We start from the raw sequence: 23,135 nt of genomic DNA, 5'->3' as shown, positions 1-23,135 counted from the left end.
GCCGTCAGCGCGCAGGTGACGAGGTGACGCCGCGGTTCGCCGTCGGGGGGCGCCAGCCGGTGGTGTCGCGGCGCGGGACCGCGGACTGCACCGGCATCGGGTCGGGCTCGTCCAGCGGTCCGCCGCGGTCGGCGGAGAGGTCGGCCGGGTCCAGCGTGATGGACCGGAACCGGCCCTCGACCAGCGCCGGGGCGAGCTCGGGCTGCGTGGCGCGCACGTGGTCGCCCGCCGTCGCCACGAGGAAGTCGCAGGGCGTGCTCGCCGGAGAGCCCAGGTACGGGTGCGAACTGGCCCCGGTCATGGGGAACCACGGCAGGCCCATCGCCTGGACCAGCTGCAGCACGCCGTCGTCGAGGATCGTGACGAGCCCGTCGACGCCACAGTTGCGGGAGTACTGCCAGATGCCGTGGCACAGCGCGAGGCTGACCTCGGCGCCCGCGGCACCGGCGCGGAACCGGGGGTCGACGGCGAGCGTGGCGACGTCCCAGACCACGCGGCCGGTGAGGCCCTTCGCCTCGAGAGCCTCGGCGGGCGGGAGGTGCCACGGGTCGCCGGCCATGTCGACCAGTGTCTTCAGCGTGCCGGCGTCGTCGGGGGTGATCAGCCGGGCGGTGCCCAGCGCCGACCCGTCGGCGTCGTCGACGACGACGACGAAGCGGGAGAGCGCCTCGTAGGGGCCGTACTCCTGCTCCATGACGTCCGGGGTGTTCCCGAAGGCCTCCAGGAACACCTGCGCTTCGACCCGCCGGGCGGCGTCGCGCTCGGCGGGGGTGTGCGCGATCAGCAGCCGGAGCGCCACCTCAGAAGGACTTCGCGACGATCGTGCCCGCGGAGAAGAACTCGCGGGTGAAGGCGACGGCGACGTCGGGGTCGAACGCCTTGCACGTGTAGATGTCGACCGAGAAGAACAGCCGCGGCTGCTCCCACGCGTAGAAATGGGCGCCGGAGGTCTCCCAGTGGATCCACCCGGCCCAGCCGTAGAGGTCCGAGCGGTGGGTCACCGGCTCCAGCAGCTGCACCATGTCGACCTCGCGCGACAGCGCCGAGAGGTACTGCCGGATCTGCTCGTCGTCGACGGGGCCGGCCGGGACGCCCTCGATCACCAGGCGTTGCCGGAGGATCTCCGGGGCGAGCTCGTACCACCCCCTGGAGCCCGGCTGGGGAGGGGTGCTGTCACCGCTGCGCGGCGGCGAGCTGACCAGGGCGGAGAAGGTCGAGGACGGGTGCACGCGCCCATGGTGCATGACTGTGGGTGACGAGTCAGTTCCGCTACGCCTGATCGGACGACATCAACCGCACGTTGGTGGTCAGTTCGCGCGCACTCCGGAGCTCAGGTCGGGGATCAGCGTGGTACTCAACACACCGGCGTCGGAGGCGGCCAACCACGAGAGGAAGTCGCCCACGGGCATGGGGCGGGCGATCGCGAAGCCCTGCGCGACGTCGCAGCCCAGCCGGGCGAGCGTCGCGCTCGTCGCCAGTGTCTCCACGCCCTCGGCGACCAGGGTGAGGCCGAGGTCGTGGGCCAGCGCGACGGTGTGCTGGACGATCGCCGCGGCCCGGGGGTCGCGGTCGACGTCGGCGGTCAGCGACCGGTCCAGCTTGAGCTCGTCGGCCGGCAGGTGCCGCAGGTAGGCGAGCGAGCTGTACCCGGTGCCGTAGTCGTCGATCGACGTCCGCACGCCGATGCGGCGCAGGTCGCCGAGCACCGTGCGGCCCCGCTCGGCGTCGGTCATCAGGGTGTCCTCGACCAGTTCGAGGGTCAGGGCCTCGCTGGGCAGACCGTGGCGCTGCAGCGCGGCGGCCACCTTCTCCGGCAGGTCGAGGTCGGTGACGTTGGCCGCGGAGAGGTTCACCGCGACCGGGACCCGGCGCTCGGGCCACCAGAGGGCGACCGCCTCGAGCGCCAGCTCGAGCACGCGGTCGGTCAGCGGGCGCAGCAGTCCGGCCTGCTCGGCGGCGGGCAGCAGGTGGGCGGGGGAGAGCAGACCCCGGGTGGGGTGGTTCCACCGGATGAGCGCCTCGGCGCCGACGACGCTGCCGTCGTGCAGGCTCGTCTGCGGCTGCAGGTGGATGACGAGCTCGTCGCTCCCCAGCGCGGTGCGCAGCTCCTCCATGGTGCGGAGCCGATCGCTGCCGGCGGTGCCGGTCACGGGGTCGGGGACGTAGACGTGCACGCCCACGCGGTCGTTCTTCGCGGTGTACATCGCCACGTCGGCGCAGTGCAGCAGTTCCTGCACGGTCGCGGCCGGGGCGGGCGTCGTCGCCACACCGATGCTGACGCCGACGTGCAGCCGGACGCCGGACACGGTGAACGGCTCGAGGAGGAGCTCGCGCAGGCGCTCGGCCAGGAGCTGGGCCTGCTGGACGCCGGTCCCGGGCAGCAGGACGGCGAACTCGTCGCCCCCGAGGCGGGCCAGGACGTCCTGCGAGCGGAGGGACCCGCGCAGCCGCGGGCCGATCAGGCGCAGCAGCTCGTCGCCGGCGGTGTGCCCGAGGCTGTCGTTGACCTCCTTGAAGCCGTCCATGTCGAGCAGCAGGAAGGCAGCCGGCTGCTCCGGGGTCGCTGCGGCCACGATGCGCTCGGCGTCCTCCAGCAGCGAGCGACGGTTGGGCAGGCCGGTGAGCTCGTCGGTGCGCGACTCGCGCTTGACCTGGTTGAAGCTGCGCACCTCGCGGAAGGTGACGCCGATGCGGGCGAGCCCGGCCAGCACGGAGCCGATGGCCAGCCACGCCGAGACGGCGGGCAGCGGCTGGGACCAGCCGGCCGCGAGGACGGCGAGGGCGGCGACGATGCAGACCAGGGGCAGCGCCAGCAGCCGCCACCCCAGGCGCGAGCCGGGGCGGTCCACGGGGACCGGCCGCTCCTGCGCGCCCGTCGCCGCCGCGGCGGCCAGGACCACGCACACCAGCCAGCCGAGCTCGAGCGGACCGCCGTCGACGTAGGTGTCGTGCACCTTGAGGGCGAACAGGACCAGGTCGGACGCGCAGATGAAGCACAGCCCGACGCCGAGCAGGAACAGCGTGCGGTCCAGCCGCACGCCGAGGATCGACCCGACGCCGACGAGCACGCCGATGAGGAGCACGGTCGTGATCGGGGGGACGAGGTCGGCGGCCGGCACGACCTGCTCGCCCGGTCCGGGGAAGAGGTAGGGGCCGAGCAGGAAGGCGACGCCGGCGGCGAGGCTCCCCAGTGCGCCGATGACGCCGTCCAGCCACATGCTGGGGTGGAACCGGGGGACCCGGGTGCGGATCAGGACGTAGATCGGCACGTACATCGCCAGGTAGGCCAGCATCGAGACGGCGTTGGCCAGACCGGACGCCGGCCCGCTGCCCTCCAGCCCGGAGGACAGCACGCGCAGGGCGTTGCCGAGCGCCCCCAGCAGCATCGCGGCGGCCAGCCCGTGCCAGGCCAGCCGCTCGGGACGCACGCGTCGGGCCGCGGCGATGCACGCCGCCGCCGAGGCCAGGTACGGGAGGTTGTAGAGGACGACGTCGTAGGTCCGGTCCCAGACGGGGCTGAACGGCCGCCCCCACAGGCCGGTCGCGTAGAGCGCCGTCAGGCCGAGCGTCAGGAAGAGCAGGGAGAACGGTCGCCACCGGGTGGTGGTGACACGCTGCTGCCGTCTCGACATGCACCGGACATCGGCGCGGCGGACCAAGATCTCCAACCGAGACTCCCCCCTCGTCACCCGGAGGGGTGAGTCGCCGGTCTCAGTCGATCCCGTCCCGGGCGGTCAGCCAACCCCGGATGGCGCGGTAGACGCGGGGGTCGTTCTGCAGGTCGAAGTGGTTGAGGCCGCCGATGCGGGTGACGTGGTCGGGCGGGAAGGCCAGCCGGTCGTCGTCCCCGGTGTCGCCGCTGGCGCTGAGCGGCGGGACCAGCAGGTCCCCGAGCAGGCCGGCGGTGCGCGCCGAGGGGTCCCGGGTCAGCGTGGCGAGGACGACGAAGTGGCGGGCGCCGTCGGACAGGGGCACGTGCGTGTGCGCCGCGGCCTCCCGCGCGTCGAGGTCGCGGCCGCTCCAGTCGGCCTCGACCAGGGTGCCGTGGCGCAGGTCCTTGATGCCGACGCTGCGCGCGGCGAGCACCCGCGACAGCGGACGGGTCTCGGGCAGCCGGGCGAGCAGTCCGGTCAGCGCGTGCGCGCCGCGCTCCAGGGGCGCACCGAGGTGCGGGCTCCCGAGGGTGATCGTGTCGCGGACCAGCGGCGTCCACGGGCCCGCGTCCGCGGTGCCGCTGCCGGCGGAGTGGAGGGCGGCGCGCGCGATCAGCCCGCCCATCGAGTGCCCGATGAGGACGACGTCCCGGACCGGGAGCGGCCAGCCCGCCACGAGGTCGGCGAGCAGCGTGGCGAGCTGGCGGCCGTTGTCGGAGAGGTGCAGGCCGGTGTTGTAGCGGACGAACACCGGCGTCAGGCCCAGATCGCGGTGCAGCAGGGTGCCGTAGTTGGTGCCGGGCGCGCCGTGGTGGCGCTGCGACCGGCGGTCCCAGGAGGCCTCCGTCTCGGTCAGGCCGTGCAGGAAGACCACCAGGCGGTCGCCGGCGTCCGGGAACGCCGCGGCGAGGTCGGCGGGCGTCGTCGGCACCGGGCGGCCGGCGACGCGGACGGTCATCGGGGTGGCGAGACCGGGGGCGCGCCGGGCCACGGAGTCGCCGTAGATCCCGTTGAGCACGCCGAGGGCCCGCCGGCCCGCGGGGGACCCGTCGAGCGGGCGGTCGTCGGCCGCGACGGTCGCGACGGCCCCGACGGCGCGGGCGCCGGCACCGAGGGCGAACCGCACGCCGCCGTAGGCCAGCCCCGAGATCGCGTCGTACGCCACGCGGAACGGCGCGCCGACCGGGCCGACGACGCCGAACGCCCGGCCGGCGATGCCCGCCTGGAACTCGGAGACCCGGCGGGTGAACCCGCCCAGGCCCATCCCCGCCAGCTCCGAGAGCCCGAGCACCTCGTCGCGCCGCACGGCGTCCCCCTCACCTCGCGCCGAGGGTGCCCCGGACTTCCACCGGTGGCAAAGCGGAGAACTGGACGATGGGCGGTGGGTCGCCCGCCGCGGGGGCTGTCAGCTCGTCGCTGGGTCCGGGCCGACGGTGGGTGGGACGACCTGGGGGCCGGCCTCGTCCGGACGCGGCCGGTCCTGGCGGTGCAGGCGGATGGCGACGAGGGCGACGTCGTCCTCGGGGGTGGTCTCGACGAGTCGCGCGATGACCTCGTCGCACAGCTCGTCCAGGGGGCGGTCGGCCAGGTCCGCCGCGGCGGCGCGGAGCCGTTCCATGCCGTCGTCGAGGTCGGCGCCGCGTCGTTCGATGAGCCCGTCGGTGTACAGGAGCACGGTGGTGTCGCGGTCCAGCGTGACGACGGAGTCGCTCCGCGGGGTGGTGTGGTCCACGCCGAGCATGAGCTCGCCGTGCCAGCTGGCCAGCTCCGCGACCGTCCCGTCGGGGTGGATGACCAGCGGTGGGGGATGGCCGGCGTTGGCCCAGCGCATCCGGGTGATGCCGCGGCGCAGGTCGGCGGGTGTCTGCTCGAAGCGTGCCAGCGCAGCCGTGGCGTAGGTCTGCAGCTGCAGTTGCGCGATGGCGCCGTCCAACTGGCGGAGCACCTGGGCCGGGCCGGCGTCGCCGGTGACCGCGATGCCCCGCAGCATGCTCCGGAGCTGTCCCATCGCCGCCGCCGCTGCGGTGTCGTGCCCGACGACGTCGCCGATCACGAGCGTCGTGGCGCCGTCGGGCTGCACGAAGGCGTCGTACCAGTCGCCGCCGACCCGGGCGGCCTCGGCGGCCGGCATGTACCGCACGACGATCTCCGCGTGGTCGGGCTCGGGCGGGGCGGTCAGCATGCTCCGTTGGAGCTCCTCGGCCAGGTGGCGCTGCTGTTCGTAGAGGCGGGCGTTGTCGAGCGCCAGCCCGATGCGCTGGGCGACCTCGGTGGCCGTCGCGAGGTCCGCCGGATCCGCCGTCCGGTGTCGGTCGACGCCGAGGGTGAGGATGCCGAGCACCCGGTCAGGACCCTTGATGGGCAGTGCCGTCATGGCGCCGGGGGCCAGTGCCTGCAGCGCCTGCCGCGCCTCGCCGCTCGCGACGGCGTCGAGCGCTCGGCCGGTCAGCCGGCCGCCGGTCGTCGTGACGGGCGCACCGGTGGCCAGCGCGCGCAGTGCCGGTGACGTGGTGGGGGAGGACTGCTGGGCGGCCGCGGCGAAGCGCCGGACGAGCCCGGTCCTGGTGGGGTCCACGTGCCAGCTGCCGGCGTCCTGGAGGCTGCCGTCCGGAGCCACCAGCGAGATCGTCGCCCAGCTGGCCAGCGCCGGGACCAGGAGCCGGGGGATGCGGGGGACGGCCGCGGAGGCGTGCAGCGTGCCGGCCAGCTCGGCGCTCACCCGCGCGAGCGCGGCGAGTCGCTCGACGGCCTGTCGGCGGGCGCTGACCTCCGTGAAGTAGAGCCACAGCCCCTGCGCCGTCGGCACCGCCTGCACCTCGAACCACTGGTTGAGGGGCTCGGGGTAGAAGGCCTCGACCGTCCGCGGCTCGCGGCGCGCGACGGCCTCCCGGTAGGCCTCTCCGACCTCGTTGTCGGCGTTGGCCGGGAAGGCCTCCCAGTAGGAGCGGCCGAGGACGTCCGCCCGGGTGTACCCCGTCATCCGTTCCGCGGCGTCGTTGAGGAAGCGCACGGTCCACTCGGTGTCGAGCTCGATGAGCCCGATCGGCATCGTGTCGAGGGTCTGCGTGTCGCCGTCGGTCTCGGTGCCGGGGTCGTCACCGCTCCGCCACCAGCGCGCCACGCCACCCCCCGATACCGCCCGCTCTGTTGCGGACTTGACGACTTTATCAAGTCCTTGGTGCCACCGCTGCAGACGTACGATGGGGTCCATGCCGTTCACTCCTGGCCGGCCGCTCGCCGAAGCCAAGGCGGACCTCTTCAAGGCGTTGGCGCATCCGGCACGGATCCGCGTCCTCGAGCTGCTGGCCGAGCGGGAGCGCACCATCGGTGAGCTGGCGGAGGGGACCGGTCTGGAGCTCTCGCACCTGTCCCAGCAGGTGACCGTGCTGAGACGGGCCGGGATCGTGACCGGCCGCCGGGCCGGCAACAACGTCATCTGCTGCCTGAGCGACCCGCAGACCGCCGAGCTGCTCGCCGTCGCACGCCGCCTGCTGACGGCCAACCTGCGGCAGGGGCAGGCGCTCCTCGACGCACTTGACGGCGCCCAGGACGCCGTGGCCTCGATCGACACCGCCCGTCCGGAGCGCTGAGCCGCTGCGGCTCGAGCCGTACCGCAAGACCGACCCGCGCACCTGCGGACCTCGGTGGGGTACCGACCGTTGCTCTGATCCACCGTGGCCGTGCAGCTGGATCGTGGCGCGGCTCAGCGGCGGCGGGCAGTCGAACTGCGTGAGCGCGACCGCGACCGTCCCCTGGTCGCTCACTGGCGCGTCGTAGGGGCGTCAGATCACCAGGCCGTCGGTCCCAGGACGCACGACGGCCCGGTGCGGGTATCGATCTCGCACCCGGTCGTCGTCGCTCGATCCGGGCAGGGTCAGCTGCCCGACGTGTCAGGCACGACCTGTCCGCCTGCCCACTCCGCGGACAACCCGTCGATGAGCCAGGTGTGCTGGCCGCCCGCCGCGGTCTCGATGAGATAGAAGGTCATGGTCTTGTCGAGGCCGATCAGGACCGGCTCCGAATCCCGGTTCGCGCGCACGTTCACGTGCTGGGTGAAGGTCAGCGCCAGCCGGCCGCCATTGGTCTCGTCGAACGCAGCAGATGCGTCCCCGATGGTGTGGTCGACGATCGCCGGGCCCTCGGCCCGGAAGGAGGAGTTGCCACCGATCAGGCTGGTGTATGTGATCGACTTCAGCCGGTCGTTGGCTCCCGCGTCCCCGGCGAAGGCTCCGGCGACCGTGGCCCGGTAGTCCTCAGCCATCGCGTGGGACATGTGGTCGATGACGCCGGGGCCTTCGTAGTCGGCCGGGGTCTCCACCGAGTTGTGATCCATGTGCTCGATCACGAAGGAGTTCCGCTCGGCGAACTGCGTCGTCAGGTCGTAGGCGGCCTGCACCTGGTCGGCACCGAAGATGTCGACCGCCGGGCCGGAGAACGTCGTGGACTCGACAGTGGCGGGTTCGACCGCGGACGTCTCCGCAGGAGCAGTGCTGGTCGGCGCCACAGACGTGCTGGTCGGCGCGCTGGCGGCCACCTCGTCGTCAGAGCCGCCGCCACAGGCACTGAGGACCAGCGCGCCGGCGAGCAGCAGCGTGATGCTCCGGGCGCGGCGGGTGGTCACGTGGCGCATGTTCGGTTCTCCTCGTGCAGGGGTGGCTCGGCAGTGTGGCGGCCGCGGGTTCGCCGGTCAGGCGAGTGCTCGCCGTGACGCGGAGCCATCGGTCTCGTCGTGCAGACCATCGGCGGCGGAGAGCGGGACCTTCACGCTGATCACCCGCCCGGGGTGGCGCCCGTCTCCAGTGGCGGACCTGCTGCCGCGGTGGAGGACGCATCCGCAGCGGCGATCGTCGGTCGACCTGTGGCGATGCGAGTGCCCCCGGCAGGATTCGAACCTGCGACACACGGTTTAGGAAACCGATGCTCTATCCCCTGAGCTACGGGGGCGCGGCCGTCACGATCCCACAGTCGCGCCCCGTCCCCGGAGCGGACTCCCGGGTCAGCCGACCGGCCGGGCGCTCAGCTGGGACAGCCGCAGGGTGACCGGCGGGCTCGTGACGCTGCTCGAGGTGGGCCGTCACCCCGACCGCGCCGACGGGTCTGCAAGCCGGCGCCGCTGTCGGTGACCTGCAACTGCCAGGCGACCGGCACCGGCTGGTCGGCGCGCCACACCGTGAGCCGCAGCCGGGTGGGGCCGGTGCCGGCGGCCCGCCGTCCCCGGGTCCGCCCGATCGGGGGGACCGCCGTCCGTGGGCCTGGAGGTCAGGCGGCGCGGCCGGCGGTCTTCTCGACCAGCTCCACGATGGTGGCGGGCCGGTCGGACTGGGGTGCGTGTCCCGCCGCGAGCAGCGGCCGGAACCGGGATCCGGGGATCCACGGCAGGTAGCGGACCGTCTGGCCCGAGGCGATCCAGTCCGCGGTGCCCTGGACGAGCGTGACCGGGCAGTCGATCCGGTCCATGCCGCGGGGCACGTCCAACAGCAGTGCCCACAGCAGGGTCCGCCAGTAGTCCCGGGAGTCGGCGAAACCCTCGCGCACTCCCAGCGTCTCCTCCGGGGAGGCGCTCCACGGACGGGCCTTCAGGGTCGCCAGCAGCGCCGTCCGCCCGAGGGCCGACCGGGACAGGGGCTCGATCAGCGGCGACACGGTCCGTCCGACCACGCGGGCGACGGCCATGCCGGTGCCCTGCACCAGTCGCTCCGGCGGAACGTTGAGGCCCGACGGCGCGATCGCCACGACCGAGCGTGCGCGACCCCGCTTGGCGAGCTCCAGGCCCAGCCGGGCACCGAGGGAGTTGCCCAGCACGTGCACCCGCTCCACGTCCTCGGCGTCGAGGGTGCGCTCGACGACGTCGGTCAGGGCGGTGACCGTGGGACGGCCGTCCAGCGCCGGGGACCCGCCCACGCCGGGGAGGTCGACGTTCAGCACGTCGAAGGAGGCCGACAGGGCCGGCGCGACGGAGGTGAAGTCCCGGCGCGAGCTGCCCCAGCCGTGCAGCAGGAGGAGGGGGTCGCCGGCGCCGGTGCGGACGACGGAGAGCGGTGCGGTCACCGGTCCTCGGTACCCGTGGTCGCCGACGGGCAGGCGGTGAGGCCGAACACGTACGTGCCGGCGCGGCCGGAGGACGGTGGGGCGCACTACCGTCGGACCATGGCTGGGCTGCTGGCGGCGGTGGCACTGGTGGTCGTGCTCGCGCTCGTCCTCGTCTGGGTCACCTGGCCGGAGCGGCGCCTGCTGGGCCCGGCGTCCGGCGCGCGGGCCGCCCTGACCCGGCGGGACCGGGCGCGGTTGGCCGCGGCCGTCGCCACCGCCCGCTGGGCCCCGGCCCACGACGAGGTGGACGGCCGCACGCGGGTGCTGGTGCGCCGGGCCTGCACCGGACCCGACGGGCTGCCCGTCGTCCTCGAGGAGCGGGTGTTCGCCACCTTCTCGGCCGACGACCCGGCCTGGGAGGCGCAGTTCACCGAGGCGATGGCCGGCGCCCGGTTCCGGTGCGGCTACCTCAACAGCGAGGAGCGGGACGCGTAGTCGCCCTCGTTCACCGTGCGGCCCCCTCACGGCGGCGGTGTGATGAGGCGCCCGGCCGGCCGGTGCCTCTGGCGAGCCTGGACCCCGGTCGACGGGGTACCCGGCTCCGCGGCCCGGCTAGTAGCCGTGAGCGGTGGCGAGTCGCTTGGGCGCCTTGTTCCGCCAGGCGGCGGTGACCAGCCGCCGAAGTTCGTCATCGCCGATCCGGGACAGGTCCACTCGGATGCCGATGAACCGTTCACCACGTAGCACCAGCTCGCAGGCGTCTGGTGTGTCCGCAGCGAGACGCTCAGCGTTGTCCCGGTCCGCGTGGAGCACCGCGTGGCCGGACGGCTGCAGCACGGCGAACGGCTTGTCCGCCACCCGATAGGCAGGCAGCCCGAAATGGGTGTGCTGCTCCACCGCGGGTAGCGCCAGGGCGATGTCTGCGATCGTGTCCGGACCGGTCACGGCGCTCGAGCGTAGCGGCGTCGGGCGACGTGATCATGTCCCTGCCATCTCCCTCTCCCGTGAGGGGCCGGCCGGGTAGGGGTGACGGCAGGATGACGGGCATGGGCCCGGTCGTCGCCACCGCAGAACACGTCGTCCGCGCTCCGGCCGAGCAGGTGCGCGCCGGACTCGCCGACTACGAAGGGGTGCGCCGCCGGGCGCTTCCCGAGCAGTTCTCCGACTACCGGGTCGAGTCCGGAGGGCGAGGGGCCGGCACCCGCGTCGCCTGGCGGTTCGCCGCCACGTCCAAGCGCGTGCGCGAGCAGCTGGTCCAGGTCTCGCAGCCCGACGCCGACACGCTCGTCGAGCGCGACACCCGATCCTCCATGGTGACCACCTGGACCGTGCACCCGGCCGACGCGGGGGCCACGACCGTCCGCGTGCGGACCACCTGGGACGGCGCCGGTGGCATCGGCGGCTTCTTCGAGCGCACCTTCGCGCCCAAGGGTCTGCGCCGGGTGTACCTGGACCTGCTCGGCCGCCTGGAGCGGGAGTTGGGCGCGTCGGCCTGACCTTCCCTCGCGGTCGGCGGCGCACGACCGATCCGCGGGGGACCATGGGCCGGTGAGTTCCGCAGTGCCCGCCGTCCAGTCCGCCGTCCCGGCCCTGGCGGACCTGGCCGACCTCGTCGGCGACGGCGACGTGCTGGTCCTCTCCGGCGCCGGCCTGTCGACCGACTCCGGCATCCCCGACTACCGCGGAGCCAGCGGGTCGCTGCGCCGGCACACCCCCATGACGTGGCAGACGTTCCGCCGCGACCCCCGCGGGCGGCACCGCTACTGGGCGCGCAGCTTCGTCGGCTGGCGGCAGATGCGCGACGCCCGCCCGAACGCCGGTCACCGGGCGGTCGCCGACCTGCAGGCGGCCGGCCTGCTCAGCGGTGTCATCACGCAGAACGTCGATGGGCTGCACCAGGCCGCCGGCGCCCGCGCCGTCGTGGAGCTGCACGGCGGGCTGGACCGCACGATCTGCCTGGAGTGCGGCGACGTCGCCTCGCGTGCGGACCTCGACGCGCGGCTCCGGGCGGCGAACCCGGACTTCGGGCCGCGGGCCGACGAGGTGAACCCGGACGGCGACGCCGAGCTGCCGGACGAGGTGCTCGACGGGTTCGTGATGGTCGACTGCCTCGCCTGCGGCGGCGGGCCGCTCAAGCCCGACGTCGTCTTCTTCGGCGAGACCGTGCCGCGCGACCGGGTGGACCACTGCTTCCGGCTGCTCGAGGACTCGGGCTGCCTGCTGGTCCTCGGCTCCTCCCTGACCGTGATGAGCGGCTACCGGTTCGTGCTGAGGGCCGCCGAGCTCGGCATCCCGGTCGGCGTCGTCAACCTGGGGGAGACCCGCGGCGACGCGAAGGTCGACGTGAAGGTGGACGCCCCGCTGGGCGAGGTGCTGCCCGAGCTCGTGACCCGCCTGACGTGACCCGCGAGGTCTCCCGCACCGACGACGGGCGCTGGATCGTCGTCGACGGCCGGCGGTGGCGGACCGCCGATCCGGCGCTGCCCGACGACGTCCGGGCCCGGCTGCTGCACCACCTCGGCGTCGGCCGGTCCGGGGTGCGCGCCGCCGGTCGCGCCGACGACGCGACCGCTCTGGCCGCCGCGCGGGCCCGCGTCCAGCTGGCCAAGACCGGGCTGGGGGAGCGCGGCGAGGCGTGGTGGGAGCAGGACGACGACGCCCGGCGCACGCGCTGGGAGACGGCGTTGCGTGATCTGGAGGCCCTCGACTGAGCGGGCGGCCGGGCCCGACCTCGGCGAGGATCGACGGCGATGCAGACCTTCCTGCCGGTGGCCGACTTCGCCGAGAGCGCGCGGCTGCTGGACTCCCCTCGGCTGGGCAAGCAGCGGGTGGAGACCCTCCAGGTGCTCCGTGCGCTGGAACTCCCCGACTACGGCTGGGTCTCGCACCCGGTCGTGCGGATGTGGCGTGGCCGTACCCCTGCACTCGTGGCCTACGGACTGGCGATGGTGCGGGTCTGGCGGGAGCGGGGGTTCGCCGACAGCACGTTCACGCAGATCGGCGAGTTCGCCCCCGAGGTGGTCGAGGCCTCGCAGGAGGAGCTCGCCGCCGCCGGTCTGCTGCCCTCGTGGCTGGGTGATCCGGCGCTGCACCTGTCGCACCGGTCGAACTTGCTGGCCAAGGAGCCGGAGTTCTACCGGCCGCGGTTCACCGTGCTGTTCGGCTCGGAGCCCGACGACCTGCCCTACGTCTGGCCCGAGCCCGACGACGTGCCCCCGCCGCCGGAGCCCGACGGCGTGCGGGTGTGGGTCGTGCGGCCGCGCAACCACAACGAGCTGGGCGCGTGCCTGGCCGCCGGAGTGGTCGGGCTGGGCACCCAGTCGGGGATCGACGTCGACGCCACCGGGCTCGATCCGGCGGAACTGCGCGCCCTGTCCAAGGAGCTGACCGGACGTCGCCCGGCCAAGGACCTCCGCCAGCTGTCGACCTTCCTCGACGAGATGCGGCCCGGCGACCGGGTGGGGTTGCCGATCGAGCACGGCGCCGGGCTGCTGCTGGGCGAGGTGGTCGGGAACTACCGGTTCCAGGGCCGGGAGCTGCTCCCGCACCGCCGTCCGGCCCGGTGGGACCGCGTCGTCCCGCGGTCGGCCGCGCTCCCGCCGGCCACTCTGCAGGACCCCCGGGCGCTGTTCTCCGTCGTCCTCGACCCGGCGCACGTGACGGGCGGGTGACCGATCAACCCTCGCCGCCCTCCGCGGGGAGCGCGACGAACCGCTCGGCGTCGATGAGGGGGTCGAGCTCCGCGTAGGGGGCAGCGGAGACGACCTCGCGGAGCGAGGCCGATCCCTCGATCGCCTCCACGGTGAGGCCGCTCGGCACGAGGTTGCCCGCTTCGAGCACCGCGCCGGGGTCACCTCCGGGGGTGTCGGCCACGTAGCCGCAGGACCGGGAGAGGTCGTCGACGAGGTAGCACTGCGCCGGCCCGGCCAGACCCATGACGTGGGTCAGCTCGGGGTCCCGCTCCACGGCGTCGCGGGGCATCACACCCGGGCTGAGGAAGACGTAGACCGGGCGGTCGAGGGGGAAGCCGTTGACGTTGGAGGTGCTGGGGAAGCTCTGGACGAACTCGACGAGCGGCTGGTCGCCCCGCATCTGCCCGACGACGATCGCGCCGGCCGCCACGAGGATCGAGCCCCGCTGCTCCTCGGCGACCCGCGCTGGGGCGTCGTCCACGCGTACGTCGCGGTAGACCTCGTCGGGCACGAATTCCCAGACCACGAGCTCCGAGGGGAGCTCCGGGTCCGTCGATGCCGACACGACCACGGGCCCGCCGACGAATCGGCCGCGGGCGACGACGTAGGACTCCCGGATCAGCTCCGAGGCCGTCGCCGGGGTGTCGTAGCTCGCGTCGAAGAGCGACACCGCCGGCAGCTCGGGGGTCGCCGGCTGCTCCTCCTCGGCGGACGCGCAGCCCCCGAGCAGGAGACCGCACAGGACCACGACAACGCCTCGCCCGGGCCTCATGCCGTCCAGACGTGCAGCGAGACCGATTCGTTCCGGCGCCCGGGCTCAGCCGAACTCGGCGGTCAGCCGCTCCACGGCGGCCGCCCGGTGGGCCGGTCGGGAGGCGGCGAGCACCGCCGTCCACGCCGCCGCGTGCATGCGGCGCAGCTCCAGCCAGGGAGCGAGCTCGGCGTCGGACGGCGAGCCGGGGAGCCCGTCGAGCGCGGCCCGGCCGTCGAGGCGGCTGGTCAGTCGCAGGCAGGCGAGGTCCCACTCTCGCGGGCCGGGGCAGGTGTCCTCGAGATCGGTCCAGCGCCAGCCGCCGGGCGTGGCGAGCAGGTTCCCCGGGTGGGCGTCGCCGTGCAGCGCGACCACCTCGCCGGCCAGCCGCGGGCGGAGGGTGGCGAGCCGTTCGCCGAGCCGCCGGCACTGGGCCGGGGTCGCGCCCCAGCGCGCACCGTCTGCGGCGAAGGCCGCCAGGTCGAGCAGCGGCCGGTCCAGCGGCTCCCCGGCCGGGAGGACCCGCACCAGGTGCTCGTGCAGCTCGGCCAGCGCCGTCGCGGCCTCCCGCGGCCCGGGGCGGTCGGGGAGCACCTCGACGTGCTGCCAGAACGACAGCACCAGCCCGTCGCGCACGTGCGGCCCCGGCGGCACGACCGCGCTCGGCCGGACGACGGCGGCACCGGCCGCGGCGAGGGCGCCCGCCAGCGCCACCTCGCGGCCGAACGGGACGGTGGCGTCGGGTCGCAGCTCCGTCGTCCGCGTCGCCACCCGCGCCACCACCGGCGCCGGCGCGAGGTGGACGACAACGTTGACGCCGTCGGCGAGCACCCGCGGAGTGGGGGAGGGGACGCCGGCGTCGGCGGCCACGGCCCGCGCGGCGGCGACCGCGGCCGCCGCGGTCACGACGAGGGCAGGGGCACGTTCTGCAGCCGCACCTGACCGCGGGCGACGAGCTTGCCGTCCTCGGCGCGGGTGAGCGCGACCTGCCACAGCTGCAGGGTGCGGCCCTGCTGGATCGGCTCGGCGACGACGTCCAGCCGCCCGGCGGTCATCGGACGGACGAAGTCGGTGTTGTTGTTGACCCCGACGGCGAACTGACCGCGGTCGGCCACGGCCGTGCTGGCCCCGATGCTCGCCGCGGACTCGATCACCGCGCAGTACAGCCCGCCGTGCACCACACCCCACGGCGTGTGCTGCTGCGCCCCGGTCTCCACCGTGCCGGTGACCCGGGTGCCGGTGGCCTCGGTGACGTCGAAGGCGGTGGCCGCCACGAACGGGCTGGCCGCGGTCAGGTCGACCGGCGGCAGCTCGGCGGTCACGCGGCGTCCCAGACCAGGCAGAAGGGGTGGCCCACCGGGTCGGCGTAGACGCGGAAGTCGCCGCCGCCGCCGGGCAGCTTCCGGGCGCCCAGGGCCAGGGCCTTCGGCTCGGCCTCCTCGATGTCGGTCACGAAGACGTCGAGGTGGAACTGCTGCGGCCGGTCGGGGTCCGGCCAGTCCGGTGGCTGCAGGTCCGGCGCCTGCTGGAACGCCAGCCGGTGGCCCTGGCCGGTGACCACCACCCAGTCGTCACCCGGACCGCCCTTGCTCACCTCCATCCCCAGCAGCTCGGCGTAGAACGAGGCGAGCGCGTGCGCGTCGGGCGCGTCCAGGACGACGGAGTGCAACCGGCCGATCATGGCCTCCATCCTGGCTGCGCCGGCACCGGTCGGCCCAGCGGGGATCCGGCCAGGAAGCGCACCGATCCGGCCGCCGACCCGCACCTCCCGTGCGGAATGGCGGTATCGCCCGGGAGGCGGACGCCTCCGGGCGTGACGGAGGATCGGGGCGTGCCCGACGCCGCCTCCGCCCCCCGCCTCGGCTCGCTGACCTGGCTCCCCGCGGCCGACCACGCCGAGCTGCTCGGCCCGCCGGTCGCCGCCGCGCTGCCCGCACTCGCCGGCGCGGCCTGGGTCGCCACGATCGACGACGACCTCGCCGACACGGCAGCCTTCACCGAGGCCTACGGGGTGCCCCTGGCCGCTTCGGCCAACTGCGTGGTGGTCGCCGCCCGCCGTGCCGGGCAGACGGTGCTCGCCGCCTGCCTGGTACCGGCCACCACCCGCGCCGACGTCAACGGACTGGTCCGCCGGCATCTCGGCGCCCGCAAGGCGTCGTTCGCGCCGCAGGACGTCGCCGTCGCCGAGAGCGGCATGGCCTACGGCGGCATCACCCCGGTGGGGCTGCCCGCGGGGTGGCCGGTGCTGGTCGACGCCGCGGTGGCCGCCGCCGACCTCGTCGTCGTGGGGTCGGGGACCCGGGGCAGCAAGCTCGCGGTGCCCGGGCCGGTGCTCGCCGCGCTGCCCGGCGCCGAGGTGCTGGAGGGCCTGGGCCGGCCGGTGCCGGAGGAAGCCCAGCCGCGACCCGCCGAGCCGGTCCGCGAGCGGGCGCCCGACGACCGCGACCTCGGCTGGGGCGAGCGGCCCGCGGACCCCTCCGACGACGACCGCCGCTACCTGGAGGACCGCCCGCCCCACTGGGGCAGCGACTAGAGCTGGCCCGGCAGGGTCGTCGTCCCGGGGCCCGACGGATCGGGGCCGGGGCCTGCACCCTGCTGTGCCCGCAGCAGGTCGCGGATCTCCACCAGCAGCTCCACCTGGGTGGGCGCCACCGGGCCGGCCTCCTCACCGTGCTTGCGCCGCTCGATGATCTTCTTCATCGGCAGCACCACGAGGAAGTACACGACCGCCGCGGTGATCACGAAGGTGATCACCTGGCTGATGAAGGCGCCGTAGTCGAACGTCTGGTCGTCGATCTCGAACGTGCCGCCCACCTCCCCGCCGCCGCTCACCAGCGCGATGAGCGGGGTGAGGAACGAGTCGGTGAAGGCGCTCACCACGGCGGTGAACGCCGCGCCGATGACGACTGCGACGGCGAGGTCGACGACGTTGCCGCGCAGCAGGAAGTCCCTGAATCCCTTCAGCATGGGCGCCATTGGCCCACACCGTGGCGCGACCCGGCACGTCGACCCGCTGGTCAGGGCGGCGGCAGGCTCAGCGTGAGCGTCGAGGTGGTCGCGGCGGCGGCCAGGTCGGCGGCGGTACCGGCGTCGACCGCGAGGAGGAGAAGCCCGGCGGCCGGGTCGTCCGACGGCGGCGCGGCCATGAGCACCAGTGCACCGGCGGCGACCACGCGGGCACGGGCCTCGCCCTCGGTGGTCGCGAGGACGTCGACGCGGTCCCCGGCGCGGGGGAGCGCGCTCACCGCGACGTCGGCCGGGCGCACCGGGGCCGCCACCGTGCCGGCGGGCAGGAGCGAGGTCAGTCCCGAGCCCACCAACCGGACGTCGGTGACGGCCTCCCCGGCGCGGACCGCTCCGGCGAGGGCGCGCCCGACCAGCTCGGCCGGGTCGTCGGCGGCGCCGCCGGGTGCGGCCGGCATCCGCGTGACGACGAGGTGGCCGGCGTCCAGCGCGGTCCCCGCGGGCAGGTCGGCCGCGGCGGTGACCACCGGCACCCCCGGATCGGGACCGGCGGGCTCGTCGGGCCCGGGGCGCAGCGCGAGCAGCAGCGCGCCGAGGGCGAGCAGGCCGGCCAGGCACTGACGCACGAGGTGGACGACGGACCGGGGGCGGCGCAGGCGGACCATGCCCCCCACCGTCCGCGGCCGGCTCCCCGGGGAGGGAGCCGGCCGCGGAGGTGTGGATGCGCGTGCGGGCTGTGGACGGCGCCCGCGCCCGCCGGTCAGCCGGCGCTGGCGGCCTTCGACGTGCTGCCGGAGGACGAGGAGGTCGAGGAGGACGAGGAACTCGTCGACTCCTTCTTGGTGCTGCTGCCGCTGTCCAGGCTCGACGAGGTCGACGAGGTCGACGAGGAGGACTCGCTCGACGAGGTGCTGCCGCGGCTGTCGGTGCGGTAGAAGCCCGAGCCCTTGAAGACGACGCCGACCGAGCCGTAGACCTTGCGCACCGGGGCGCCGCACTCGGGGCACTCGCTCACGGGCGCGTCGGTGAAGGACTGCACGACCTCGAACTCGTGCTTGCCGTCGGGGTTGGTGCAGGCGTACTGGTAGGTCGGCACGGCGGGATGCTCCTGGTCGGGCTGGGGTCGGGCGACGCCGGGCTGGCACTCTCACCCGGCGACTGCCAATGATGCGCCACCGTTCGCCGTCCGTCCATCACCCACGGGCGGCCCCCGGGTTCAGCGCACGGGCCGCAGCGCGTCCCGGGTCAGCGCGCCGACCGTCGGGTAGCCGTTGATGGCCATCGTCAGGTCGGTCTCGCCGAGCAGGCACTTGAGCACGTGCTCGATGCCGGCCTGACCGCCGACGGCCAGCCCGTAGGCGTAGGGGCGGCCGACCGCCACGGCACGGGCGCCCATCGCGAGCGCCTTGACGACGTCGGCACCGCCGCGCACGCCGGAGTCGAAGACGACCGGCGCGTCGCCGGCCGCGTCGACCACCTCGGGGAGGCAGTCGAGCGCCGGCAGCCCGCCGTTGGCCTGGCGGCCGCCGTGGGTGGAGCAGTGGATGCCGTCGATCCCGGCGTCGATGGCTCGCCGCGCGTCGTCGGGGGAGCAGATGCCCTTGAGCAGGATCGGCAGCGACGTGAGCGAGCGCAGCCAGGCGAGGTCGTCCCAGCTCAGGCTCTGGTTGCCGAACAGCATCGCCCACAGCCCCACGGCGGCCTGCGGGTCCTCCTCCGGCGGGGCGGACAGCCGCGACCGGAAGACGGGGTCGGAGGTGTAGTTGGCCAGGCACAGGCCCTTCAGCTGGGGGAAGCTGGCGATCGCCAGGTCCCGCGGCCGCCAGCCGAGGGTGAGCGTGTCGAGGGTGATCACGATGGCCGTGAAGCCGGCCGCCTCGGCCCGCCGGACCAGGCTCTCGGTCAGCTCGCGGTCGTTCGGCGGGTAGAGCTGGAACCAGCCGGGGGTGTCACCCAGCGCGGCGGCGACGTCCTCCATCGGGTCCTGCGACAGCGTCGACGCGATCATCGGCACGCCCGTCGCCGCCGACGCCCGGGCCGTCGTGAGGTCGCCGTGCCCCTCGGGCTCGCAGATCCCGATCACGCCGACCGGCGCGAGCATGAGCGGCGTCGCGAACCGCTGGCCGAACAGCTCCACCGACAGGTCGCGCTCGGCGGCGCCGGCGAGCATCCGTGGCATCAGCCCCCAGCGGGTGAAGGCGGTGACGTTCGCGCGCTGGGTGTGCTCGTCGCCGGCGCCGCCCGCGACGTAGGACCAGACCTCCGTCGACATGGCGTCGGCGGCTGCCGCCTCGAGCGTGGCGTAGTCCATGGGCAGCGCCGGCTTCCCGCCGGTGAGCCCCTCGAGGTAGATGCCGAACTGCCAGTCCCCGTGGTTGGCCACGTGCACGCTCCTTCGTCCCGGACGGTCCCCGTGCAGCCTCGCAGGCGCCGGGCCCGTCCGCGGGGTCAGGTCACCCGGAAGCGCAGCGAGGTGCGGACGCCGATCTCCTCGACGCCGATCTTCTCCAGGGAGTGCGGCCCCACGCCCGCGAAGAGCGGGAGGCCCGCGCCCAGGAGGACCGGCATGACGTCGACCCGCAGCTCGTCGACGAGCCCGGCGGCCAGCAGCTGGCGGTTGACGTCGGCGCCGCCGACCACGGTCACAGCGCGGTCACCGGCTGCCTGCTTCGCGCGGTCGACCGCCGTCTCCAGCCCGTCGGTCACGAAGGTGAAGGACAACCGGTCGGTGCCCTTCGGCGTCTTCTCCGGCGGGGTGTGCGTGAGCACGAAGATCGGCACCTGGAACTCGTAGCCCTCGTCGGCCCAGGAGTCGGGGTCGCCGCCCATCTCGAACGTCCGCCGGCCCATGAGCACCGCGCCGGTCTCGTCCTGCATGGACGTCATGTAGTCGGACCGGCCCAGGACGTCGAAGTCCTCGTACAGCGGCCCGGAGCTGCCCTCGGCGTCCTCCACGAACCCGTCCAGCGACATGGTCATGCCCGCGATCACTCGTCCCATGGAGGTCATGACCGGGCCGGCGTGCGGGAGTCATCGGTCGACCGCCCCCCGGGGCGGGCGATCGGCGGACTCAGTCGTCCTCGAGGACGAAGTCGGCGGCCCGCCAGGCCATGGCCATCATCGGGGCGTTCAGGTTGCCCGAGATCATGGCCGGGAGGACCGAGGTGTCGATGACGCGCAGGCCCTGCACGCCGCGCACCCGCAGCCGGCTGTCGACGACGTCGGTGTCACCCGGGCCCATCGCGCAGGCGCCGGAGGCGTGGTAGCCCGGGCCGCCGTACAGGAAGCCCGACTCCAGGATGTCCTCGTCGCTCTTCACGACCGCACCCGGCTGGATCTCCATCATCACCTTGTCGGCGATCGGCGACTGCTGGATGACCTCCCGCATCTTCCGGAACATGCCGACCGAGACCTCGCGGTCGTGGTCGGAGGTGAGGTAGCCGGGGTCCAGCCGCAGCGGCATGTCCGGGTCGTCCGACTGGATGTGCGCCGAGCCCAGGCTCGTCGGGCGCAGGGCGAACCCGAGCATCGAGAAGCCGGGCCGGTTCTCGACGGCGAACTTGGTCGGCGCCCACCCCATGGTGAACGGCGTGACCAGCACCTGGGCGTCGGGCCGGGTGGCCGACTCCGTGGCCCGGAAGAACGCGAGCATCTCGTAGGCCGGGGTGCCGATCGGGCCCTGGCGGTCGACCAGGTACTTGGCACCGGTCACGCCCTGGCGGACGACGTTGGCGAGCACCTTGTTGTAGCCGATGTTGTCGGTGATCCGGACCTGCAGCGGGAAGCAGCGGTGCTCGCGCAGCCCCTCGCCGACCTGCGGGCTGTCGACGCGGACGTCGATCCCGACGCCGCTCAGCACCTCGCGCGGGCCGATGCCCGACAGCTGCAGCAGCTGTGGGGAGCCGAGGTTGCCCGCCGAGAGGATGACCTCCTTGCGGGCCCGGAACTCCGTCGTCGCGCCGTCGGCGCGGGCGCTGACCCCGACCGCACGATCGCCCTCGAACAGCACCTTGGTCACCTGGACACCGCTGCCCACGGTGAGGTTCGGCCGCTTCTCGACCGGGTGCAGGAACGCCTTCGCCGCGCTCTGCCGCAGGCCGCGCTTGATGCTGCCGGGGGTGTAGCCGATCCGCTCCTCGTCGGAGGAGTTGATGTCGTCGGTGCGCTTCACGCCCACGGCGCCGTAGGCGTCCATCAGCAGTTCGCTGAGCTCCTCGGGCTTCGTCCGCACCGTGACGCCGAGCGGCCCGCCTTCACCGCGCATCGGCGAGGAACCGAGGTTGTGGTCCTCCATCTGCTTGTAGATGGGGAGGATCTCGTCCCAGCCCCAGCCGGGGTTCCCCAGCTCGACCAGGTTGTCGAAGTCGGCCTGCGACCCGCGGTTGTAGACCATGCCGTTGACCGAGCTGGAGCCCCCGATCATCTTGCCGCGGGTCCAGTACTCGGTCTGCTGGCGCGGACCGAACGGCACGGTGGGGTTGATCCACATCTTGTCCGGGCCGAGGAAGGCCAGCCCCTTGGGCACGTGCACCCACGGGTTGCGGTCGCCGCCGCCGGCCTCGATCAGCAGCACCGACGTCCCCGGGTCGGCGCTCAGCCGGTTGGCCAGCACGCAGCCGGCGGAACCGGCTCCGACGATGACGTAGTCGTAGCGACTCATGGGACGTGCCTCCTCAGGACGTGCGGGAGGACGAATGTTCCACAACCATCGAACTGTTGTAAACGGGAGTGGTCGACGCGGACGGCCGATCGCCGCCGTACCGTCTGCGGCCGTACCGTCTGCGGCGTGGCGACCCGGTGGCTCGACGAGGAGCAGCAGCGGGCCTGGCGTGCGTGGCTGAGCGTCAGCGAGCTCGTCCCCCGCGTCCTCGACGCGCAGCTGCAGCGCGACGCGGGCCTGACGCACGCGGCCTACGTCGTCCTGGCGATGCTCTCCGAGGCGCCGGGCCGGGCCCGGCGGATGAGCGACCTGGCCCGCCGGGCGAACCAGTCGCAGAGCCGGCTCTCGCACACCGTCGGCCGGTTGGAGGAGCGCGGCTGGGTGCGCCGCGAGCGGGCCGCGGACGACGGCCGGGGCAACCTCGCCGTCCTCACCGATGCCGGCTGGGACGTCGTGCAGCAGGTCGCCCCCGGCCATGTCGAGGCGGTCCGCAGTGCCGTGTTCGACCCGCTGTCGGCGGACCGCACGCGCGCGCTGCGCGAGGCGCTGGAGCAGGTGCTCGAGGGCCTCGACCCCGACCACAGCCTGCGCGTCGAGCACGGCGCGGACACTGCCGAGGAGCGCTGACCCCTCGTCAGGTCAGGTGCCGGAGGAAGGACTGCGGGGAGCGGAGGAACTGGGCCCAGTTCGCGGTGAGCTCCAGCCCGTCCCACGTCGCCTCCCGCAGGCCCCAGGGCCCGACCTCGAGCAGGTGCGCCCCCGGGAGCGCGGCGAGCACGGGGGAGTGGGTGGCCACGACCACCTGCGCGCCGCGGGCCACCAGCTCGGTCAACGAGGCCACGAGCGACAGCGTGGCGGTGAAGGACAACGCGGCGTCCGGCTCGTCCAGCAGGTAGAGGCCGGGGCGGGTGGCGCGGTCGTGGAAGAGCGTCAGGAACGCCTCGCCGTGCGAGAGCTCGTGGAAGGTCGCCTCGGAGGGGTTGCCGTCGCTGCGGGTCTCCTCCAGGTAGCTGTACAGGCCGTGCAGCGTCTCGTCGCGCAGCAGGTAGGCCCAACGCGGAGCGCCGGGCCCCCGCTCCACGATCAATCCGAGCGAGCCCGGCTCGCTGGGGCGCGTGCTGTAGCGGGCGTTCACCGACCCGCCCTCCGCGTTCAGCCCGACCGCCGCGGCGACGACCTCGACCAGCGTCGACTTGCCCGAGCCGTTCTCGCCGACGAGCACGGTCGCGCCGGCCGGTAGCTCCAGGCCCTCGCGCAGCAGCTGGGCCACGGCCGGGACCGTGGCGGGCCACACGTCGGCCGGGATCGCCTCGGCGCCCGGGTCGGGGCGCAGTCGTCGGACGGGGCGGCGGTCCACGGCGGACATCCTCTCCGGCTCGCTCGTG

The 23,135-nt window shown here is 74.2% G+C and carries 27 protein-coding genes and 1 tRNA gene; 8 read left to right on the top strand and 20 right to left on the bottom strand.

All coding sequences use genetic code 11. The annotated features are described in order from the left end of the window. Positions 1-4 precede the first annotated feature (4 nt). The 5 genes from DQ240_RS10370 to DQ240_RS10350 form a co-directional block, all read right to left on the bottom strand. Positions 5-799: a hypothetical protein gene (locus DQ240_RS10370; RefSeq protein ID WP_113839513.1), complete on the bottom strand. Its 795-nt coding sequence runs from the start codon at positions 797-799 to the stop codon at positions 5-7. A 1-nt stretch (position 800) separates the two neighbouring features. Beyond that, positions 801-1,229 (bottom strand): S-adenosylmethionine decarboxylase, encoded by a 429-nt coding sequence (locus tag DQ240_RS10365; protein ID WP_233498623.1) that lies wholly within the window; start codon positions 1,227-1,229, stop codon positions 801-803. Positions 1,230-1,307: 78 nt separating this feature from the next. After that, positions 1,308-3,632 (bottom strand): bifunctional diguanylate cyclase/phosphodiesterase, encoded by a 2,325-nt coding sequence (locus DQ240_RS10360; protein WP_113839512.1) that lies wholly within the window; start codon positions 3,630-3,632, stop codon positions 1,308-1,310. A 79-nt stretch (positions 3,633-3,711) separates the two neighbouring features. Continuing rightward, positions 3,712-4,959: a triacylglycerol lipase gene (locus DQ240_RS10355; protein ID WP_113839511.1), complete on the bottom strand. Its 1,248-nt coding sequence runs from the start codon at positions 4,957-4,959 to the stop codon at positions 3,712-3,714. A 99-nt stretch (positions 4,960-5,058) separates the two neighbouring features. Then, positions 5,059-6,774, bottom strand: coding sequence for a SpoIIE family protein phosphatase (locus tag DQ240_RS10350; RefSeq protein ID WP_233498622.1), 1,716 nt, complete (start codon positions 6,772-6,774; stop codon positions 5,059-5,061). Positions 6,775-6,862: 88 nt separating this feature from the next. On the opposite strand from DQ240_RS10350, the gene DQ240_RS10345 reads away from it, so the two are divergent. Further along, positions 6,863-7,243: a helix-turn-helix transcriptional regulator gene (locus DQ240_RS10345; protein WP_113839510.1), complete on the top strand. Its 381-nt coding sequence runs from the start codon at positions 6,863-6,865 to the stop codon at positions 7,241-7,243. A gap of 284 nt (positions 7,244-7,527) precedes the next feature. Here DQ240_RS10345 and DQ240_RS10340 read toward each other — a convergent pair whose 3' ends face one another. The 3 genes from DQ240_RS10340 to DQ240_RS10330 form a co-directional block, all read right to left on the bottom strand. Then, on the bottom strand, positions 7,528-8,283 hold the full coding sequence (locus tag DQ240_RS10340) for a hypothetical protein (protein ID WP_113839509.1): 756 nt from the start codon (positions 8,281-8,283) through the stop codon (positions 7,528-7,530). A gap of 241 nt (positions 8,284-8,524) precedes the next feature. Further along, positions 8,525-8,597: transfer RNA gene (locus DQ240_RS10335), tRNA-Arg, on the bottom strand. A gap of 315 nt (positions 8,598-8,912) precedes the next feature. Continuing rightward, positions 8,913-9,701 (bottom strand): alpha/beta fold hydrolase, encoded by a 789-nt coding sequence (locus tag DQ240_RS10330; protein WP_113839508.1) that lies wholly within the window; start codon positions 9,699-9,701, stop codon positions 8,913-8,915. 99 nt (positions 9,702-9,800) lie between these two features. Here DQ240_RS10330 and DQ240_RS10325 point away from each other — a divergent pair, with 99 nt between their 5' ends. Then, complete coding sequence (locus DQ240_RS10325) at positions 9,801-10,178, top strand: hypothetical protein (RefSeq protein WP_147261973.1); 378 nt, start codon at positions 9,801-9,803, stop codon at positions 10,176-10,178. Positions 10,179-10,295: 117 nt separating this feature from the next. On the opposite strand, the gene DQ240_RS10320 is transcribed toward DQ240_RS10325, so the two are convergent. After that, positions 10,296-10,628, bottom strand: a complete 333-nt coding sequence (locus DQ240_RS10320) for an MmcQ/YjbR family DNA-binding protein (RefSeq protein WP_113839506.1) — start codon at positions 10,626-10,628, stop codon at positions 10,296-10,298. A gap of 101 nt (positions 10,629-10,729) precedes the next feature. Between DQ240_RS10320 and DQ240_RS10315 the strand changes: the two genes are divergently transcribed. The 4 genes from DQ240_RS10315 to DQ240_RS10300 are packed head-to-tail and all read left to right on the top strand — an operon-like array spanning position 10,730 to position 13,354. Further along, a complete protein-coding gene (locus tag DQ240_RS10315; RefSeq protein WP_113839505.1) occupies positions 10,730-11,179 on the top strand; it encodes an SRPBCC family protein in 450 nt (149 codons plus the stop codon). Positions 11,180-11,231: 52 nt separating this feature from the next. After that, positions 11,232-12,086: an NAD-dependent protein deacetylase gene (locus DQ240_RS10310; protein ID WP_233498631.1), complete on the top strand. Its 855-nt coding sequence runs from the start codon at positions 11,232-11,234 to the stop codon at positions 12,084-12,086. Next, positions 12,083-12,394: a biopolymer transporter Tol gene (locus DQ240_RS10305; protein WP_113839504.1), complete on the top strand. Its 312-nt coding sequence runs from the start codon at positions 12,083-12,085 to the stop codon at positions 12,392-12,394. Before DQ240_RS10310 ends, DQ240_RS10305 begins: the two co-directional genes overlap by 4 nt. Before the next feature lie 39 nt (positions 12,395-12,433). Further along, positions 12,434-13,354, top strand: a complete 921-nt coding sequence (locus DQ240_RS10300; protein ID WP_113839503.1) for an MSMEG_6728 family protein — start codon at positions 12,434-12,436, stop codon at positions 13,352-13,354. Positions 13,355-13,358: 4 nt separating this feature from the next. On the opposite strand, the gene DQ240_RS10295 is transcribed toward DQ240_RS10300, so the two are convergent. The 4 genes from DQ240_RS10295 to DQ240_RS10280 all read right to left on the bottom strand — a co-directional run bounded on the left by DQ240_RS10295 (position 13,359) and on the right by DQ240_RS10280 (position 15,807). After that, the gene (locus tag DQ240_RS10295) at positions 13,359-14,123 is read right to left on the bottom strand and encodes a hypothetical protein (protein WP_113839502.1); all 765 of its coding nucleotides are present in this window, start codon (positions 14,121-14,123) and stop codon (positions 13,359-13,361) included. 69 nt (positions 14,124-14,192) lie between these two features. Then, a complete protein-coding gene (locus DQ240_RS10290; protein ID WP_113839501.1) occupies positions 14,193-15,032 on the bottom strand; it encodes a phosphotransferase family protein in 840 nt (279 codons plus the stop codon). Further along, a complete protein-coding gene (locus tag DQ240_RS10285; protein WP_199589228.1) occupies positions 15,029-15,448 on the bottom strand; it encodes a PaaI family thioesterase in 420 nt (139 codons plus the stop codon). Before DQ240_RS10285 ends, DQ240_RS10290 begins: the two co-directional genes overlap by 4 nt. After that, on the bottom strand, positions 15,445-15,807 hold the full coding sequence (locus tag DQ240_RS10280; RefSeq protein ID WP_199589227.1) for a VOC family protein: 363 nt from the start codon (positions 15,805-15,807) through the stop codon (positions 15,445-15,447). Before DQ240_RS10280 ends, DQ240_RS10285 begins: the two co-directional genes overlap by 4 nt. A gap of 150 nt (positions 15,808-15,957) precedes the next feature. On the opposite strand from DQ240_RS10280, the gene DQ240_RS10275 reads away from it, so the two are divergent. Continuing rightward, positions 15,958-16,659 (top strand): YbaK/EbsC family protein, encoded by a 702-nt coding sequence (locus DQ240_RS10275; protein WP_233498621.1) that lies wholly within the window; start codon positions 15,958-15,960, stop codon positions 16,657-16,659. Here DQ240_RS10275 and mscL read toward each other — a convergent pair. The 6 genes from mscL to DQ240_RS10245 form a co-directional block, all read right to left on the bottom strand. Beyond that, positions 16,656-17,093 carry a large conductance mechanosensitive channel protein MscL gene (mscL, locus tag DQ240_RS10270; protein ID WP_113839564.1) on the bottom strand — a complete coding sequence of 146 codons (438 nt, stop codon included), beginning with the start codon at positions 17,091-17,093 and terminating at the stop codon, positions 16,656-16,658. The two genes, DQ240_RS10275 and mscL, sit on opposite strands and share 4 nt — an antisense overlap. Before the next feature lie 50 nt (positions 17,094-17,143). Continuing rightward, positions 17,144-17,755 (bottom strand): Flp pilus assembly protein CpaB, encoded by a 612-nt coding sequence (gene cpaB, locus DQ240_RS10265; protein ID WP_113839498.1) that lies wholly within the window; start codon positions 17,753-17,755, stop codon positions 17,144-17,146. A 95-nt stretch (positions 17,756-17,850) separates the two neighbouring features. Further along, positions 17,851-18,186, bottom strand: coding sequence for an FmdB family zinc ribbon protein (locus DQ240_RS10260; protein ID WP_113839497.1), 336 nt, complete (start codon positions 18,184-18,186; stop codon positions 17,851-17,853). Between the two features lie 120 nt (positions 18,187-18,306). Continuing rightward, positions 18,307-19,473: a lactate 2-monooxygenase gene (locus DQ240_RS10255; RefSeq protein ID WP_233498620.1), complete on the bottom strand. Its 1,167-nt coding sequence runs from the start codon at positions 19,471-19,473 to the stop codon at positions 18,307-18,309. Positions 19,474-19,538: 65 nt separating this feature from the next. Beyond that, positions 19,539-20,069 (bottom strand): dihydrofolate reductase family protein, encoded by a 531-nt coding sequence (locus DQ240_RS10250; RefSeq protein ID WP_233498619.1) that lies wholly within the window; start codon positions 20,067-20,069, stop codon positions 19,539-19,541. 91 nt (positions 20,070-20,160) lie between these two features. Beyond that, positions 20,161-21,750 carry a GMC family oxidoreductase gene (locus DQ240_RS10245; protein ID WP_113839496.1) on the bottom strand — a complete coding sequence of 530 codons (1,590 nt, stop codon included), beginning with the start codon at positions 21,748-21,750 and terminating at the stop codon, positions 20,161-20,163. 126 nt (positions 21,751-21,876) lie between these two features. Between DQ240_RS10245 and DQ240_RS10240 the strand changes: the two genes are divergently transcribed. Next, on the top strand, positions 21,877-22,377 hold the full coding sequence (locus DQ240_RS10240; protein ID WP_113839495.1) for a MarR family winged helix-turn-helix transcriptional regulator: 501 nt from the start codon (positions 21,877-21,879) through the stop codon (positions 22,375-22,377). Between the two features lie 7 nt (positions 22,378-22,384). Here DQ240_RS10240 and DQ240_RS10235 read toward each other — a convergent pair whose 3' ends face one another. Then, positions 22,385-23,107, bottom strand: coding sequence for an AAA family ATPase (locus tag DQ240_RS10235; protein ID WP_199589226.1), 723 nt, complete (start codon positions 23,105-23,107; stop codon positions 22,385-22,387). Between the last annotated feature and the right edge of the window lie 28 nt (positions 23,108-23,135).

The organism is Blastococcus sp. TF02A-26, assembly GCF_003319125.1.
Lineage (GTDB): Bacteria > Actinomycetota > Actinomycetes > Mycobacteriales > Geodermatophilaceae > Trujillonella.
Note: the sequence above shows the minus strand (reverse complement) of the source record. Positions and strands in the feature narration are given on the sequence as shown.